Raw genomic sequence first — 15,919 nt, 5'->3', positions numbered from 1 at the left:
GCAGGCTAGACGATCTGCCGCGCCAGCGCGCCGCCGTCGCCTTGCCAGAATTCGCGATCGGCCTGGCGCACGCGGTTGGCGGCTTGCTGCATGTGTTCGATGGCGGCGGCGCGCGCGTTTTCCGGTGAGCCGTCCGTGATCGCCGCCAGGATCTGGCGATGTTCCTGCAATACCTGCGCCGCCAGCTCGGCGCGTCGCGCTTCGTTGGCGCGGGTGACCTGCACTGCCGAGCGGATCGGCGTGGCAAACATTTCCACCAGCCTGGACCAAGCGCTATTGCCGGTCGCCTGGGCGATCAGCAGGTGGAAGTGAAAATCTTCTGCTACGCCGTCCTGGCCGTTGGCCACCGCGGTTTCAATCCGCTGCAGCGCGCGTTCCAGTTCCAGCAATTGGGCCGGCGTGCGGCGCAATGCCGCCAGTGCTGCGGTTTCTCCCTCCAGTCCTTGCCGTACTTCGATCACATTCAGCAGCGATTCGATGGAGGCGGCCGTCAGCGCGTCGGCCACTGGCGCTGGCAGTCGGCTGACAAACGCGCCGCTGCCTTTGCGGGTGTCGAGTATGCCTTCCTGTTTCAGCAGGGCGATGGCTGCGCGCACGATGTTGCGGCTGACCTGGAAATGGGTGGCCATGGCCTGTTCCGACGGCAGCCGCGTGCCCACCGCCAGACCGTCGGCCTGGATTTTCTTCAGCAACGCGGCCGCCACCCGTTGGCCCAGGGTGCCGGCGGCAAACGCCGCTTCAGGTGAGGAGGAGGACTGCGTTTTATCCATGAAATGTCACTAAACGGTGGGGCAACAGCGCCGCTATTGTAGCGACCGCACAGTCAGAAAGCACGCATTTGAGGAGAATGCCTTTGCTATTCATTAATTCAGTAATGTACAAAAAATCTGAAATACGAGTATCATTCTGCCTCATTAAGAACAACTTAGAACAGATTTAATACAATCTGAAAGGCTAATCATGAAAGTCATTGGCATCTCTCCCCATCGGCGCAACTTCCTGCGCAAGGCGGTTTCGGCGGCGCCGGCGGTGGCATTGCTGGCCGGCGCAGGCGTGGGCGTGGCCGCCAGCGTGGGACCGGCGGAGGCGTATCGTCCGAGCTATTTCAACGAGTCGGAATGGACCACCCTGAAAGCGCTGGTCGAGCGCTTGATTCCGGCCAACGCCGACGGCCCCAGCGCGCTGGAAGCCGGCGTCCATGAATTCATCGATCTGCAAATGAACACGCCTTATGCCTACGGCAAGCTGTGGTTCATGCAGGCGCCGTTTGTGCCGTCCAGCCCGGAGTTCGGTTACCAGTTCCATATGGCGCCGCGCGATATGTACCGCAGCGCGCTGGCTGGTCTGAACCAGGCCACCCAGCACAAGCTGGGCAAGCTGTTCAGCGCGCTGGACGTGGCCCAGCAGGACGCCATCATCGGCGAACTGGAGAAGGGCACGCTGGCCATCGGCGAGGTGCCGCCGGCGACCTTCTTCGGCCAGCTGCTGCAAAACACGCGCGAAGGCTATTTCAGTGACCCGGTCCACGGCGGCAACAAGGACATGGCGGCCTGGAAGATGATCAATTTCCCCGGTGCGCGCGGCGACTACATGGATTGGGTTGAGCAGTACGGCAAGCACTATCCGCTGCCGCCAGCCTCGATCGCTTAAGGAATCACAATGGCAGATATCACACTCAAAAAAGTCGAAGTGGTCATCGTCGGCTTCGGCTGGACCGGCGCCATCATGGCCAAGGAATTGACCGAAGCGGGGATGGAAGTGCTGGCGCTGGAGCGTGGCGAGTACCGCGACACGTATCCGGACGGCGCGTATCCGAAGACGCTGGACGAGCTGACCTATATCCAGCGCTCCAAGCTGTTCCAGGATATGTCGAAGAGCTCTTTCACCTTCCGCCATGCGGTGAGCGGCGTGGCCGTGCCGTATCGCCAGATCGGCGCTTTCAAGCCGGGTACCGGCGTTGGCGGCGCGGGTCTGCACTGGTCGGGCCAGCACTGGCGCGTGCTGCCGGAAGAGCTGCAACTGAAATCGCACTACGAAAAACGCTACGGCAAGAAATTCATCCCGGAAGGCATGACGATCCAGGACTTCGGCGTCAGCTATGAAGAGCTGGAGCCGCACTTCGATTTCGTCGAGAAGGTGTTTGGCACCTCGGGCGTGGCCTACAAGGTCAAGGGCGAGGTAGTCGGCGCCGGCAATTTCTTCGAGCCGAGCCGCTCGGACCATTACGCGCTGCCGCCACAAAAAGTGCCGTACACCGCGCACCTGTTCCAGAAGGCGGCGGCGGAAGTCGGCCTGCATCCATTCGTGGCACCGTCGTCGAACGCGTCCGGCCCGTACACCAATCCGTATGGCTGCCAGATGGGGCCGTGTAATTTCTGTGGCTATTGCTCCGGCTTTGCGTGCTACAACTACTCCAAGGCCTCGCCGCAGGTCAACATCATGCCGGCGCTGCGCCAGGTGAGCAATTTTGAGTTGCGTCCCAACTGCAATGTGCTGCGGATTAATCTGGATGGCAGCGGCAAGAAAGCCACCGGCGTCACCTACGTCAATGCGGACGGCAAGACCGTCGAGCAACCGGCCGACCTGGTGATCGCCAGTACCTTCGCTTACAACAACGCGCATTTGTTCCTGGTGTCCGGCGTCGGCAAGCCGTATGACCCGGTCAGCGGCGAGGGTGTGGTGGGCCGCAACATCGCCTACCAGACCATGTCGACCGTGCAGATGTTCTTCGATCCCGACAAGAACACCAATCCCTTTATCGGCTCCGGCGGCAACGGCGTGGCGGTGGATGACTACAACGGCGACAACTTTGACCACGGTCCGCTGGGCTTCGTCGGCGGTTCGCCGGCCTGGTGTAATCCGGCCGGCGTCAAGCCGATCGCCGGCATCCCGGTGCCGAACGGCACGCCGGCCTGGGGCGCGGGCTGGAAGAAGGCGGTCAAGGACAACTACGCCAATACGGTGTCGTTCGACGTCCACGGCGCCAACATGGTCTACCGCGACTGTTATGTCGATCTCGACCCGACCTACACCGACCAGTTTGGCCAGAAGCTGCTGCGTTTTACTTTCGACTGGAAGGACAACGATATCAAGATGAGCCGCTATGTGACCGACAAGATGCTGGCCGTGGCCAAGGCGATGAATCCGAAATCGATCCACGTGTCGGTGAAAAACTTTGGCGATCATCTGGACCTGCGCAACTACCAGACCACGCACTGGGCGGGCGGCACGGCGATGGGCACTGACCCCAAAACCAGCGTGCTGAATCGCTATCTGCAAAGCTGGGATGTGCACAACGTGTTTGCGGTGGGATCGAGCGTGTTCCCGGTTGGTATCGGCTACAACCCGACCGGCCTGGCGGCAGCGCTGACTTACTGGTCCGCCAAGGCGATCCGTGAGCAGTACCTGAAAGATCCCCGTCCACTTGTTGCCGCGTGAGCCATCCATGACTAAACATATTTCCATAAGCAAGGGCATCGCTGCCGTGGTGCTGGCGCTGGCTGGCGCAAGCAGCTGGGCCGCCGATCAGCAGTTGATCAAGCAGGGCGAATATCTGGCGCGCGCCGGGGATTGCTTCGCCTGCCACAGTGTGACCGGCGGCAAGCCATTCGCCGGTGGGCTGGGCATGGCGACGCCAATCGGCAAGGTCTATTCGTCCAACATCACGCCCGACAAAAAGGCCGGGATCGGCGACTGGAGTTTCGCCGACTTCGACAAGCTGATGCGCACTGGTGTGACCAAAGCCGGCTACACGGTGTATCCGGCCATGCCATATCCATCGTATTCGCGCCTGAGCGACGCCGATATGAAAGCCTTGTATGCCTACTTCATGCAAGGCGTGCAGGCCGACCCGACGCCGAACCGCAAGTCGGATATCGCCTGGCCGCTATCGATGCGCTTCCCGCTGACGATCTGGCGCTGGATGTTTGCGCCGAAGCCGGCGCCGTATCAGGCGCCGGCCAGCACGGTGGTTAACGCGCAGCTGTTGCGCGGCGCGTATCTGGTCGAAGGATTGGGCCATTGCGGTGCATGCCACACGGCGCGCGGCATCGGCATGCAGGAGAAGGCGTTGACCAGTCTGGATAGCACCGAGTATCTGGCGGGCGGCGCCGTCATCGATGGCTGGGCAGTGCCGTCGCTGCGCAACGAGCATGGCGGCGGTCTGGCGGCATGGAGCCAGGCAGACATCGTCGCGTTCCTGAAGACCGGCCGCAATGGTCACACCGCATCGTTCGGCGCGATGAACGATGTGGTGGCGCATTCGACGCAGTATCTGACCGAGGCGGATCTGACCAGCATCGCCGGTTACCTGAAGTCGCTGCCGGCGCGGAATGACGCCAAGCCGTTTGTCAGCGATCCATCGGTGGCGCAGGCGCTGTACAACGGCAAGCCGGCTACCGCTGGCGCACTGACTTACCTGAACAAGTGCGCGGGTTGCCACCGCTCTGATGGCATGGGCTATGGCAAAGCCTTCCCGGCGCTGGCGGGCAATGCGGTGTTGCAGACTGCCGATGCCACGTCGGCCATCAACATCATCCTGTCCGGTGGCGCGGTGCCGGCCACGCATACGGCGCCGTCGGCGTTGACCATGGCGCCATATGCCAAGGAGTTGAATGATGAGCAGGTTGCCGAGGTGGTGAACTTCATCCAGACCAGCTGGGGCAACAAGGGCGGCACCACCACGGCCAAGCAGGTGGCCAAGGTGCGCAAGACAGCGGTGCCGGTTCAGCCGCTGACCGCTGCTGCCTTTGCCGCTGGCCGCAGTGGCACGCTGCCACGGCCGATCGTGGAGGCTGGCCCGATCGACAAGCGCGATACGAAGTAGCGCTTATGCGATCTGCATGATGCGCAGCAGGTTGGTGGCGCCCGGCGTGCCGAAGGGGATGCCGGCGGAGATGACGATGCTGTCGCCGGCATGGGCGATACCTTCGCGCTGCGCGGTGCGGCCGGCCCATTCGCTCATCTCCATCACGTCCACCACGTCGTGGCAGAGCACCGGGTAGACGCCCCAGGCCAGCGCCAGGCGGCGGGCGATGGCGATCCGTGGCGTCATTCCGACGATGGGGGCGTAGGGCCGTTCGCGCGCCATGCGCAGCGCGGAATAGCCGGAGCTGGTGTAGGCCACCACCGCCGCCACCTTCAGCGCTGATGCCACGCTGCGCACGGCCACGCCGATACCATCCGAGGCCAGTGTGCCACCGCCGTCGCTGACGCCGGCGGCCACCGTGTCGCGGTAGTGTGGATCGGCCTCGGTTTGCGCGATGATGGAGTCCATGATGCGCACCGCGTCCAGCGGATACTGGCCGGACGCCGATTCGGCCGACAGCATCACCGCATCGGCGCCGTCGTAGATGGCGGTGGCGACGTCGGAGGCTTCGGCGCGCGTTGGCACCGGCGCGCTGACCATCGATTCCAGCATCTGCGTGGCGACGATGACCGGTTTGCCGGCCTTGCGGCAGGCGCGCACGATGCGCTTCTGGATAGCAGGCACCTGCTCCGGCGGCATTTCCACGCCCAAGTCGCCGCGCGCCACCATCACCGCATCACTGGCGGCGACGATGGCTTCCAGGCTGTGGATGGCGGCCGGCTTTTCCAGCTTGGCCACCACGCCGGCGCGGCCAGCGACGATGCGCTTGATCTCTTCAATGTCCTCCGGCCGCTGTACGAACGACAGCGCCACCCAGTCCACGCCCAGATTCAGGCCGTAGTCGAGGTCTGCATGGTCCTTGTCGGTCATGGCGGACAGCGGCAGCACCACGCCCGGCACATTGACGCCTTTGCGGTCCGACACGCGGCCGCCGATGACCACCCGCGTTTCTGCATGTTCGGGGCCGAAGGATTCCACGCGCAGCCGCACGCGCCCATCGTCGATCAGCAGTTCGGCGCCGACTTCCAGCGCGGCGTAGATTTCCACGTGCGGCAGCGGAGCGCGGCGCTGGTCGCCCAGCAGTTCGTGGTCCATGTCGAGGCGGAAGGCGTCGCCGGCGCGCAGCGTGACCGGGCCATCGGTGAAGGCGCCCAGGCGTAGCTTGGGGCCTTGCAGGTCGAGCAGCACGCCGATCGGGCGGCCGCTATCGCGTTCGATGGCGCGGATGATATCCAGCCGCTGTTTGTGGTCGGCGTGAATGCCGTGGCTGAAGTTCAGGCGAAACACGTCGGCGCCGGCGTTGAACAGCGCTTCGATGGTGGCGCGGTCGCTGCTGGCCGGACCGAGCGTTGCGACGATTTTGGCGTTGCGGTGGCGGTGCATATCAATTCCCCGTGATGAGTAAGGCGCGGAAGTCGTTGACGTTGGTGAGTGTGGGGCCGGTGACGACGCTGTCGTCCAGCGCCTGGAAGAAGCCGTGGCCGTCGTTGTTATCCAGGCTGTCGGCCGGGCGAAGGGCGGCGGCGAAGGCGCGCTGCAAGGTGTCCGGCGTGATGATGGCGCCGGCGATTTCTTCCTGGCCGTCGACGCCGTCGGTGTCGCCGGCCAGTCCGTGGACGTTGGCCTGGCCTTGCAGGGCGATGGCGCAGGACAGCAGGAATTCGACATTGCGGCCGCCGCGTCCTGTGCCGCGCACGGTGACGGTGGTTTCGCCGCCGGACAGCAGCACGCAGGGTAGGGCGAACGGTTGTCCACGGCGCGCGGTTTGCAGGGCGATGCCGGCCATGACCTTGCCGACGTCGCGTGCTTCGCCTTCGATGCTGTCACCGAGGATGTGGGCGGTGACGCCGTGTTCTGCTGCCACGCGGGCGGCGGCTTCCAGCGCCATTTGTGGTGTGCCGATGATGTGGATTTCGTTGTTGGCCAGGCGCGGGTCGTCGGGTTTGATGGATTCGCCACGGCCGCTACGCAGCACGTCCAGCACGCGCTCGGGCAGGTCGATGGCGTAGCGCTGGATGATGGCGAGGGCGTCGGCGCAGGTGCTGGCATCCGGCACGGTGGGGCCGGATGCGATGTCGCGCGGGTCGTCGCCGGGGACGTCGGAGATCAGCAGGGTGACGACTTTGGCCGGGTGGCAGGCTGCCGCCAGCCGGCCGCCCTTGATGGCGGACAGGTGGCGGCGCACGCAGTTCATTTCGCTGATGGTGGCGCCGGAGGTCAGCAAGGCCTGGTTGACCTGTTGTTTGTCTTCCAGCGTGATGCCGTCCAGTGGCAGCGGCAGCAGGGACGAGCCTCCGCCGGAGATCAGGCACAGGACGGTGTCGTCGGCGCTCAGGCCTTGCACGCGGTCGAGGATGCGACGGGCGGCTTGCAGGCCGGCGGCGTCCGGGACTGGATGCGCAGCTTCGACGATTTCGATGCGCTCGCAGGGAACTGCGTAGCCGTAGCGGGTGACTACCAGGCCGGTGAGCGGACCTAGCCAGTTGCGCTCCACGGCGCGCGCCATTTCGGCTGAAGCCTTGCCGGCGCCGATCACGATCAGGCGTCCTTTCGGCGCGGCCGGCAGCGCAGGCGGCACGCACAGCGCCGGCTGCGCTGCGGCGATGGCGGCGTCGAACATCCGGCGCAGCAGGTCGCGCGCTTCGGCGTCATTCAGCGGGTTCATGCTGACGCCTTGTGGATGACGGCGATTTCGGCGGCTGGACGTTCCGGCGCATCGTCCACCTCATACAGTGAGCGCATTTCCTCTTCGGTCGCTTCGCCATTCAGCACGCGATGCATGCGTTCCTCGTCCACCGCGCCGACCCACTTGGCGATTGCCATGGTGGCGACGGCGTTGCCGATGGTGTTGGTAATTGCCCGCGCTTCGGACATGAAGCGGTCCACACCCAACAGCAGCACCATGCCCGCCACCGGAATCTTGCCCATCGAAGCCAGCGTCGCCGCCAGCGTGATGAAGCCGGAACCGGTCACGCCGGCCGAACCTTTGGACGTCACCATCAACACCCCCAGCACGATGAACTGGTCCATCATCGTCAACGGCGTATTGGTCGCCTGCGCGATGAAGATCGCCGCCATGGTGTAGTAGATGCACTGGCCATCCGGATTAAACGTTACGCCGGCTGGAATCACCAGGCCAACCACCGGCTTGGATACGCCCAGATGCTCCAGCTTGCGCATCATCTGCGGCACCACCGATTCCGACGACGAGGTGCCCAGTACCGTAAAGATCTCGTCCTTGATATAGCGAAGGAACTTCCACAGGCTGAAGCCCGACACCCTGGCCACCACACCCAGTACGCCAAACACAAACGCCACGCAAGTCAGGTACATGCAGCCCATCAGCTGGCCCAGCGACAGCATCGAACCGGCGCCGTATTTGCCGACTGTGAAAGCGATCGCGCCAAATGCCGCCAGCGGCGCCACGCGCATGATCATGCCCACCACGACGAACATGCTGTTGCTGAACGCCTCCAGGAAATCCACCACCGGTTTGGCGCGGCGGCCCATGTGCGACAGGGCGATACCGAACAAGGTGGCAAACACCAGGATTTGCAGGATGTCGTTCTTGGCCAGCGCATCGACCACGCTGCTGGGAATCATATGCAGCAGGAAGTCGACAAAGCCGCCGGTGTGCGTGGCGGCGGCGGTGTAGCTGGCGATGCTGTGCGTATCCAGCGTGGCCGGATTGACGTTCATGCCGGCGCCGGGCTGGAAGATGTTCACCACGATCAGGCCGAGCCCCAGCGCAAAGGTGGACATCACTTCAAAGTAGATCAGCGCGCGCGTGCCGACGCGCCCCAGTTCCTTCATGCTTTCCATCTTGGCGATGCCCAGCACCACCATGGCAAAGATCACCGGCGCGAACACCATCTTGATCAACTTGATGAACGCATCGCCTAGCGGCTTGAAGTCGGTGCCGAGGGCGGGATAGAAATGGCCGAGCAGGCCGCCGGCGATAACGCCGATCAGCACCTGCACGTATAGCTTGCCGAAAAATCGCTTATACATGATGTCTCCTTTATCTGTTGCCAAGGCTTGCCTCCCCAGCTCTTGTTGGCTGGTGGAGGCGGGGTTGAGATCAAGCGGCTTTGCGCTCCTTGTCGGCGGCCAGGTGGGCGCAGACGGCGTTGGTGACTTCGACGGTGGTGGCTTTGCCGCCCAGGTCACCGGTATGCAGCGACGGCGTGGCGGTGACGGCTTCGATGGCCTGCATCACGCGCTGCGCTGCTTCGTGCTCGCCCAGGTGCTCCAGCAGCATCACCACCGACCAGAAGGTGCCGACCGGGTTGGCCAGGCCTTTGCCCATGATGTCGAAGGCGGAACCGTGAATCGGCTCAAACATCGACGGGTAGCGGCGCTCCGGATCGATATTGCCGGTAGGGGCGATGCCCAGGCTGCCCGCCAGCGCTGCCGCCAGGTCGCTCAGGATATCCGCGTGCAGGTTGGTGGCGACGATGGTGTCCAGCGTTGCCGGCTTGTTGACCATGCGCGCGGTGGCGGCGTCCACCAGTTCCTTGTCCCACTTCACGTCCGGGAAATCGCGCGAGACTTGCAGCGCGATTTCGTCCCACATCACCATGGCGTGGCGCTGGGCGTTGGACTTGGTGATCACGGTCAGCAGCTTGCGTGGACGCGATTGCGCCAGCTTGAAGGCGTAGCGCAGGATGCGTTCGACGCCGACGCGGGTCATCATGCTGACGTCCGTTGCCGCTTCGATCGGGTGGCCCTGGTGTACGCGGCCGCCGACGCCGGAGTATTCGCCTTCCGAGTTTTCACGGACGATGACCCAGTTCAGGTCTTCCGGCTTGCAGCGCTTGAGCGGGCCGTCGATCCCGGGCAGGATGCGGGTTGGACGCACGTTGGCGTACTGGTCGAAACCCTGGCAGATTTTCAGGCGCAGGCCCCACAGCGTGATGTGGTCCGGGATGTCCGGATCGCCGGCGGAGCCGAACAGGATGGCGTCCTTGTTGCGCAGCGCATCCAGGCCGTTCTTCGGCATCATCTCGCCGTGCTTGCGGTAGTAGTCGCCGCCCCAGTCGAAATCTTCAAACGTGAACTGGAAGCTGTTGCTGGCGGCGGCCAGTGCGGCCAGTACCTGCTGGCCTGCGGGCACGACTTCCTTGCCGATGCCGTCGCCTGGAATGGTTGCGATGTGGTAGGTCTTCATTGCTGTCTCCTTAAAAGTGAATGGGCCTACTTTAAGGAATGGACGGCGCGCGTTAAGGTGGCTAAACTCAATCCATTATCAACCTTGGACTCCACAATCGATGAGCGCAGGTTTTCAGCCAGCAGAGTTGAGTTTTATCGTCGCGCTGTCCAATGCGGGCAGCTTGAGCGGGGCGGCACGCGAGTTGGGCATCACCACCTCGGCAGTCAGCAAGCGGCTGGCGTTTATCGAATCGCGCGTCGGCGTGCCGCTGGTGAACCGCACTACGCGCCGCATGAGTCTCACGCCGGAGGGCGAGGTGCTGCTGGAGCATGCGCGCCGCATCCTCGGCGAGATCGCCGACCTGGATCAGCTGCTGACCAATTCCAAGGGCGTGCCGAAAGGGCAGTTGCGGGTCAACGCGACGCTGGGCTTTGGGCGGCTGCACATCGCGCCGGCGATTTCGCAGTATGTGTTGAAGTATCCGCAAGTGGATGTACAGTTGCAGTTGTCGGTCGATCCGCCGCCGCTGACCGACGACCAGTTCGACGTCTGCATCCGCTTCGGCGCGCCAGCCGATACGCGCGTGATCGCCAGGCGGCTGGCGGCCAACCGGCGCTTGCTGTGCGCCTCGCCGAAATATCTGGAGCAGCATGGCGAGCCGAAATCGCCGGCGGAGCTGGCGCGGCATAACTGCATCTGCATCCGCCAGGGAGACGAGGCGTATGGCGTGTGGCGGCTGTTCGCCGGTCGCGAAGCGGGGCGCACGGCGGATGCGGTGCGGGTGCGTGGCAATCTGACCACCAACGATGGCGAGATTGCGGTCAACTGGGCACTGGACGGTCACGGCATCCTGATGCGGGCCGAGTGGGACGTCGAGCGCTATCTGCAAAGCGGGCGGCTGGTGCAGGTGCTGCCCAACTTTAAGACGCCGGATGCGGATATCTATGCGGTGTATCCGCAGCGGCACCAGTTATCGGCGCGGATCCGTACTTTTGTCGATTTTCTGTCCGAGAGCTTCAAGCGTTTCAAATAACCGACATCTTGGCAAGTTTTTTGCTTTGTAAAAATACCAATGTGGTAAATATAAGCATATGCCCTAATTTGGGGCGCCAAGGAGAAGATCGGACATGGATATTCGACGCAAATTCATCGCATCCGCCGTGCTGGCGGCTTTCAGTGCCCCGGTTTGGGCACAACAGTCGGACGAAATTGAAGTCGTCAAAGTGACCGCGCAAAAGCGTAAGGAAGATCCGGCCAAGGTGGCGATGAGTATCAGCGCCGTCACCGGCGCCCAGCTTCAGGCCGAGCATGTGCGCGACATCACCGACCTGACGCGGGTGGTGCCGAATATCTCCTTCACCGCCGCCAGCGGCAATGGCGGCGCGGGGCCGGGCACCTCCAACGTCGAGATCCGCGGCATCAGCTCGACCGCCGGCGCCGCCACGGTGGGCATCTACCTGGGCGACACGCCGGTCACAGTCGGTAACGTCTACACCATGGGGAATATCGAGCCGCGCTTCTTCGATATCGACCGCGTGGAAGTGCTGCGCGGACCGCAGGCCACCTTGTACGGCGCCAGCTCCATGGGCGGCACCATCAAGTTCGTGCCAAACGAACCGGATCTGAAAGAGCGCGAATTCACCACCTACACCGAGGGCTCCAACACCAAGGGCGGCAGCGCCAACTACGCCGCCAATGTGGTGGCGAACTTCCCGCTGATACCCGACGAACTGGCGCTGCGCATCGGCGTGCAGGCGCAGCACACCGGCGGCTTTATCAACCAGGTGGACGGCGACGGCAAGGTGCTGGCCAATGACATCAACAAGATCAACGACCAGGAATTCCGCGCCTCGCTCAAATGGAAACCGACGCGCAGCCTGACGATTACGCCGTCGGTCTACTACCAGCGCATCGATGCCAAGGACATCGCCGCCTTCAATCTGGATCTGCCGCTGTACCAGGCGCAGAAGCAGGTGCGCGAGCCGTCGATCGACAAACTGCTGGCGCCCAGCGTCACCGTTAACTGGGATCTGGGCGAGTTTGACCTGACCTCGGCCACCAGCTATTTCGAGCGCAAGTTCGACCGCACGCAGAACGGTTCGGCCTACAACAGCTATTCGCTGTCGACCTTCCTGACCTCGACGGCGGATGGCGGCAAAGCGCCGCCGGAGCTGATCGACGCGGTGGCCGGTTTGCCATCGGCCGTGTATCTGAATAACCAGGTACGGCAGGTATCGCAAGAGTTCCGCCTGGCGTCGCGTGCCTACGATGAGAAGGTATCGCCGTGGACCTGGCTGGCGGGCACCTACTTCTCGCGCCAGCACACCAACATCATCGAGAACGATCCGATCTTCGGCGTGACCGACGTCTTCAAGCAGTATGGCTTTGATATCGCCGATCCTGACCTGCTGCCGGATGCGCGTCCCGGCCAGTTCCCGAACGATAACTCGTTCGCCGGCGCGTTCCACTATCGCGAGAAGCAGGCGTCGATCTTCGGCGAATTGAATTACTACTTCACGCCGACCGTGCACGCCACCGTCGGTGCGCGCTACCTGAAGGCGAATACCACGCTGGAGCAGCGCAACGGTAACTACCTGGCCGGCGCAGGCAACAATAGCGGCGCCGAGACGGATTCCAAAGCCTTCACGCCGAAGTATGCGCTGACGTGGGAAGTCAATCCCACCAACACCGTCTACACCAGCATGGCCAAGGGCTTCCGCCTGGGCGGCGCCAACATCTACGTGCCGACCACCACTTGCGGACCTGACCTGGAAGCGAACGGCATCACAGCCGGGCCGCCAGCATATTCGCCCGACAGCTTGTGGAGCTATGAAGTGGGCAGCAAGTCGCGCTTCCTCAACAACCGCGTGACGCTGAATGCCGACGTGTTTTACGTGAAGTGGAAGAATATCCAGCAGGGCGTGTACCTGCCGACGTGTGCTTACACCTACAACGCCAATGCGGGCGACGCCACCACCAAGGGCTTTGAGTTCGACATCAAGGCCAAGCCGTTGCCTGGGCTGACCTTGAGCGCATCGGGCGGCTATGTGAAAGCGGAGTTGTCGAATGACGTGGGCAGCCAGAATGGCGTGGTCGGCGCAATTGCCGGCGCGCGGATCCAGGGCGTGCCGAAATATAACGCTGCGGTGAATGCGACCTACAACTTCTCCGCGTGGGAGCGGCCGGCGTTTGTGATGGCGGGCATGCAGTGGGTTGGCTCCAGCCGCGGTTCGCTCGATCCGGAGCAGACCGACTACGAACGGCCGGCGTATCACACCACGGATTTCAGCGGCGGCATGACGTTTGGTTCGTATGCCTTCACGGTGTTTGTGAAGAATGCGTTCGATACCGACACCATCATCCAGCACCCGCAGGTGGCGTCGATCGTGCAGGGTTATCGTCTGACGCCACGCGCGATCGGCGTCAGTCTGGCCACCAAGTTTTAAGCCATAATGCTGCCTTTGTTATTCAGCACAAGGGCAGCATCATGAGCGTCACCATCTATCACAACCCGGTCTGCGGCACCTCGCGCAAAACGCTGGAAGCGATTCGCGCTACCGGCGTCGAGCCGCAGATTATCGAATACGTCAAACAGCCGCCATCGCGCGCGCAGCTGCAAGAGCTGATCGCCAAAGCCGGCATCAGCGTGCGCCAGGCCATGCGCAACAAGGGCGACCTGTATGCGGAACTGGGACTGGCCGACGCCTCGCTGTCGGACGACGCGCTGCTGGATGCGATGATGGCGCATCCAGTGCTGATCGAGCGCCCATTCGTGGTGACGCCCCAAGGCGTGCGCCTGTGCCGTCCGTCGGAGCTGGTGCAGGAAATCCTTTAAAGCACGTAGGCAGCGATTTCCTTCATCGTTTCCGGCAGCGGGCGCTGGTTGCGGCGCAGGTGCAGGCCAATGTGATCGACGCCGGCGTCTTTCATCGCTTGCAGTTCGGCGATCAGGCCATTGCGGCCGAACGACGCGCCGAAGCGGTGGCGGCGCAGCGGCGCGTCGGGATCTTCCAGCAGGTCGAGGTGGATGAAGCTGATATAAGGCTTGTCGCCGGCGACCTCGCGCCATAGCGCCACGCGGCGGATGTGGTCTTCCGGCGCGCCGGGATAGGCCAGCCAGCCGTCCATATTGGCGCCTACCCATTGCGGCGTTTGCTGCGCCAGGCCGGCCACCAGCAGCGGGATCGGTTGCGTCACGCGTGGCAGCAACTGGATGCCGGGTGGCCAGGCGGCATCGTGGCCGGCGCGCAGCAGTGCGACCTGCTTGCGGAACTCGGCGCCACGGCCTTCAAAATCCTTGTCGAAGATCGGATACTCCACCGGGCGGTCGCCGCTGGCGGCGCCCAGCAGCAGGCGGCCGTTGCTCAGTTGCTGCACGGTGGCGGCGGACTTCATCGTCAATACCGGTTCGCGCAGCGGCAGCACCACGGCGGCGGTGCCGAGCAGGATGTTTTTGGTGACGCCGGCCAGGTAGCCGAGATAGCTGAAGGTCTCGAACACCTGCGCGGCATCGCCGAAGGAGGGATCGTATAGCGGCACATCACGCACCCACAGTGCGCGGAAGCCCAGTTGGTCGGCCAGCACGGCCAGTTCGGCGTGGTGCTGCATATCCGGCTCGCCCGGCAGGCGGTTGTTCTCGCGGCGGGCGCGGTCGCCGGCCGGCGACCAGTCGTTATCCAGTGGTAGTTCCAGGCCGACCGAAAAGCCGCCTTGCGTCAGTTTATCCAGCATGATGAGTCCTTGCGAAATCGAAGGCCCCAGTCTAGGCCTGTCGAGCGCAAAGAAAAATCCGTGCCGGCACAAATGATCCTTGCGCCGGCCGCAATGAAAAACGGCGCCTGAGGCGCCGTCGGTTTTTAGTGATTGCGGTTGACCGAGAAATGGGCCAGTTGCAGCAGCGATTCTTTGTAGAGGCTGTCGGGCAGGTCGGCGATGGCTTCGGACGCGCGCTGGGCGGCGATCACCGCTTGTTCGCGCGTGTAGTCCAGCGCGCCGCTGGTGGTGATGGCGGCCAGGATGGTGTCGAAATGCTGCTCGTCGCCATTCTCGATGCATGAACGCACCAGCTCGCGCTGTTCCGGCGTGCCGTTTTCCATCAGGTAGATCAGCGGCAGCGTCGGTTTGCCTTCGCGCAGGTCGTCGCCGACGTTCTTGCCGATTTCGCTGGCGTCGCCGGCGTAGTCCAGCACGTCGTCGATCAGCTGGAACGCGGTGCCCAGCGAACGGCCGTATTCGCCTGCCGCAGCGATCTGCGCGTCGTTGGCGCCGGCCACCAGGGCGCCCAGCTCGGCCGCCGCTTCAAACAGCTTGGCGGTCTTGGAGCGGATCACTTGCAGGTAGCGCTCTTGCGTCACGTCCGGATCGTGCATGTTCAGCAGCTGCAGCACTTCGCCTTCGGCGATGATGTTGGTGGCGTCGGACAGGATCTGCATCACGCGCATATTGTTCAGACCGACCATCATCTGGAACGAACGCGAGTACAGGAAGTCGCCCACCAGCACCGAGGCGGCATTGCCGAACAGGGCGTTGGCGGTGGCGCGGCCACGGCGCAGCGACGATTCGTCGACTACGTCATCGTGCAGCAGGGTAGCGGTGTGGATGAACTCCACCACCGCCGCCAGTTCATGGTGCGCTGTTCCTTTATAGGAATAGGCGTTGGCCACCAGCAGCACCAGCACCGGACGGATGCGTTTACCGCCGGCACTGATGATGTACTCAGCAATTTGATTGACGAGCGGCACCTCGGAGTGCAGGCGTTGACGGATCACCGCGTTGACCGCGTCCATATCGGCGGCAATGGTGTGGGTGATGGTGTTTTGGGTGGCGTTTTGGGTAGCGGCAGACAAGGCGAACCTGTGCAGTTAGACTAATGGTGGCGAGATTATACGTCATGCCCCCGG

At 63.3% G+C, this 15,919-nt stretch carries 13 protein-coding genes; 6 read left to right on the top strand and 7 right to left on the bottom strand.

What is annotated here, in order from left to right; translation table 11 throughout:
- Positions 1 to 5: 5 nt before the first annotated feature.
- Positions 6 to 770, bottom strand: coding sequence for a FadR/GntR family transcriptional regulator (locus GTP69_RS06390; protein ID WP_161054091.1), 765 nt, complete (start codon positions 768 to 770; stop codon positions 6 to 8).
- Positions 771 to 960: 190 nt separating this feature from the next.
- Here GTP69_RS06390 and GTP69_RS06385 point away from each other — a divergent pair, with 190 nt between their 5' ends.
- From GTP69_RS06385 to GTP69_RS06375, 3 genes are read left to right on the top strand one after another with little or no spacing between them, the layout of a single operon-like run.
- A complete protein-coding gene (locus tag GTP69_RS06385; RefSeq protein ID WP_161054090.1) occupies positions 961 to 1,650 on the top strand; it encodes a gluconate 2-dehydrogenase subunit 3 family protein in 690 nt (229 codons plus the stop codon).
- A 9-nt stretch (positions 1,651 to 1,659) separates the two neighbouring features.
- Positions 1,660 to 3,438, top strand: a complete 1,779-nt coding sequence (locus GTP69_RS06380) for a GMC family oxidoreductase (protein ID WP_161054089.1) — start codon at positions 1,660 to 1,662, stop codon at positions 3,436 to 3,438.
- A gap of 7 nt (positions 3,439 to 3,445) precedes the next feature.
- The gene (locus tag GTP69_RS06375; protein WP_161054088.1) at positions 3,446 to 4,825 is read left to right on the top strand and encodes a cytochrome c; all 1,380 of its coding nucleotides are present in this window, start codon (positions 3,446 to 3,448) and stop codon (positions 4,823 to 4,825) included.
- A gap of 3 nt (positions 4,826 to 4,828) precedes the next feature.
- On the opposite strand, the gene pyk is transcribed toward GTP69_RS06375, so the two are convergent.
- The 4 genes from pyk to GTP69_RS06355 all read right to left on the bottom strand — a co-directional run bounded on the left by pyk (position 4,829) and on the right by GTP69_RS06355 (position 10,037).
- A complete protein-coding gene (gene pyk / locus GTP69_RS06370) occupies positions 4,829 to 6,250 on the bottom strand; it encodes a pyruvate kinase (protein ID WP_161054087.1) in 1,422 nt (473 codons plus the stop codon).
- Position 6,251: 1 nt separating this feature from the next.
- Entirely contained in the window at positions 6,252 to 7,532 is a 1,281-nt protein-coding gene (locus tag GTP69_RS06365; protein ID WP_161054086.1) for a glycerate kinase type-2 family protein, read from the bottom strand.
- Positions 7,529 to 8,878: a dicarboxylate/amino acid:cation symporter gene (locus GTP69_RS06360; protein WP_161054085.1), complete on the bottom strand. Its 1,350-nt coding sequence runs from the start codon at positions 8,876 to 8,878 to the stop codon at positions 7,529 to 7,531. Before GTP69_RS06360 ends, GTP69_RS06365 begins: the two co-directional genes overlap by 4 nt.
- 70 nt (positions 8,879 to 8,948) lie before the next feature.
- The gene (locus GTP69_RS06355) at positions 8,949 to 10,037 is read right to left on the bottom strand and encodes a tartrate dehydrogenase (RefSeq protein ID WP_161054084.1); all 1,089 of its coding nucleotides are present in this window, start codon (positions 10,035 to 10,037) and stop codon (positions 8,949 to 8,951) included.
- Positions 10,038 to 10,137: 100 nt separating this feature from the next.
- On the opposite strand from GTP69_RS06355, the gene GTP69_RS06350 reads away from it, so the two are divergent.
- The 3 genes from GTP69_RS06350 to arsC all read left to right on the top strand — a co-directional run bounded on the left by GTP69_RS06350 (position 10,138) and on the right by arsC (position 13,854).
- Positions 10,138 to 11,052, top strand: coding sequence for a LysR family transcriptional regulator (locus GTP69_RS06350; protein ID WP_161054083.1), 915 nt, complete (start codon positions 10,138 to 10,140; stop codon positions 11,050 to 11,052).
- Positions 11,053 to 11,146: 94 nt separating this feature from the next.
- Positions 11,147 to 13,465: a TonB-dependent receptor gene (locus GTP69_RS06345; protein WP_161054082.1), complete on the top strand. Its 2,319-nt coding sequence runs from the start codon at positions 11,147 to 11,149 to the stop codon at positions 13,463 to 13,465.
- A gap of 41 nt (positions 13,466 to 13,506) precedes the next feature.
- The gene (arsC, locus tag GTP69_RS06340) at positions 13,507 to 13,854 is read left to right on the top strand and encodes an arsenate reductase (glutaredoxin) (RefSeq protein WP_161054081.1); all 348 of its coding nucleotides are present in this window, start codon (positions 13,507 to 13,509) and stop codon (positions 13,852 to 13,854) included.
- On the opposite strand, the gene GTP69_RS06335 is transcribed toward arsC, so the two are convergent.
- The gene (locus tag GTP69_RS06335; protein WP_161054080.1) at positions 13,851 to 14,750 is read right to left on the bottom strand and encodes a TIGR03571 family LLM class oxidoreductase; all 900 of its coding nucleotides are present in this window, start codon (positions 14,748 to 14,750) and stop codon (positions 13,851 to 13,853) included. The genes arsC and GTP69_RS06335 overlap by 4 nt on opposite strands.
- A 125-nt stretch (positions 14,751 to 14,875) precedes the next feature.
- The gene (gene ispB, locus GTP69_RS06330) at positions 14,876 to 15,865 is read right to left on the bottom strand and encodes an octaprenyl diphosphate synthase (protein ID WP_161054079.1); all 990 of its coding nucleotides are present in this window, start codon (positions 15,863 to 15,865) and stop codon (positions 14,876 to 14,878) included.
- Between the last annotated feature and the right edge of the window lie 54 nt (positions 15,866 to 15,919).

This window comes from Duganella levis (assembly GCF_009857605.1).
In the GTDB taxonomy this organism is placed as follows: domain Bacteria; phylum Pseudomonadota; class Gammaproteobacteria; order Burkholderiales; family Burkholderiaceae_D; genus Rugamonas; species Rugamonas levis.
The sequence above is the reverse complement of the archived record's forward strand: the minus strand, read 5'-3'. Positions and strand labels throughout refer to the sequence as shown.

What these genes read in the sequence shown, in the direction of transcription:
- GTP69_RS06390 (WP_161054091.1), bottom strand. Translation starts at nt 770, where the DNA reads ATGGATAAAACGCAGTCCTCCTCCTCACCTGAAGCGGCGTTTGCCGCC.
- GTP69_RS06385 (WP_161054090.1), top strand. Translation starts at nt 961, where the DNA reads ATGAAAGTCATTGGCATCTCTCCCCATCGGCGCAACTTCCTGCGCAAG.
- GTP69_RS06380 (WP_161054089.1), top strand. Translation starts at nt 1,660, where the DNA reads ATGGCAGATATCACACTCAAAAAAGTCGAAGTGGTCATCGTCGGCTTC.
- GTP69_RS06375 (WP_161054088.1), top strand. Translation starts at nt 3,446, where the DNA reads ATGACTAAACATATTTCCATAAGCAAGGGCATCGCTGCCGTGGTGCTG.
- pyk (WP_161054087.1), bottom strand. Translation starts at nt 6,250, where the DNA reads ATGCACCGCCACCGCAACGCCAAAATCGTCGCAACGCTCGGTCCGGCC.
- GTP69_RS06365 (WP_161054086.1), bottom strand. Translation starts at nt 7,532, where the DNA reads ATGAACCCGCTGAATGACGCCGAAGCGCGCGACCTGCTGCGCCGGATG.
- GTP69_RS06360 (WP_161054085.1), bottom strand. Translation starts at nt 8,878, where the DNA reads ATGTATAAGCGATTTTTCGGCAAGCTATACGTGCAGGTGCTGATCGGC.
- GTP69_RS06355 (WP_161054084.1), bottom strand. Translation starts at nt 10,037, where the DNA reads ATGAAGACCTACCACATCGCAACCATTCCAGGCGACGGCATCGGCAAG.
- GTP69_RS06350 (WP_161054083.1), top strand. Translation starts at nt 10,138, where the DNA reads ATGAGCGCAGGTTTTCAGCCAGCAGAGTTGAGTTTTATCGTCGCGCTG.
- GTP69_RS06345 (WP_161054082.1), top strand. Translation starts at nt 11,147, where the DNA reads ATGGATATTCGACGCAAATTCATCGCATCCGCCGTGCTGGCGGCTTTC.
- arsC (WP_161054081.1), top strand. Translation starts at nt 13,507, where the DNA reads ATGAGCGTCACCATCTATCACAACCCGGTCTGCGGCACCTCGCGCAAA.
- GTP69_RS06335 (WP_161054080.1), bottom strand. Translation starts at nt 14,750, where the DNA reads ATGCTGGATAAACTGACGCAAGGCGGCTTTTCGGTCGGCCTGGAACTA.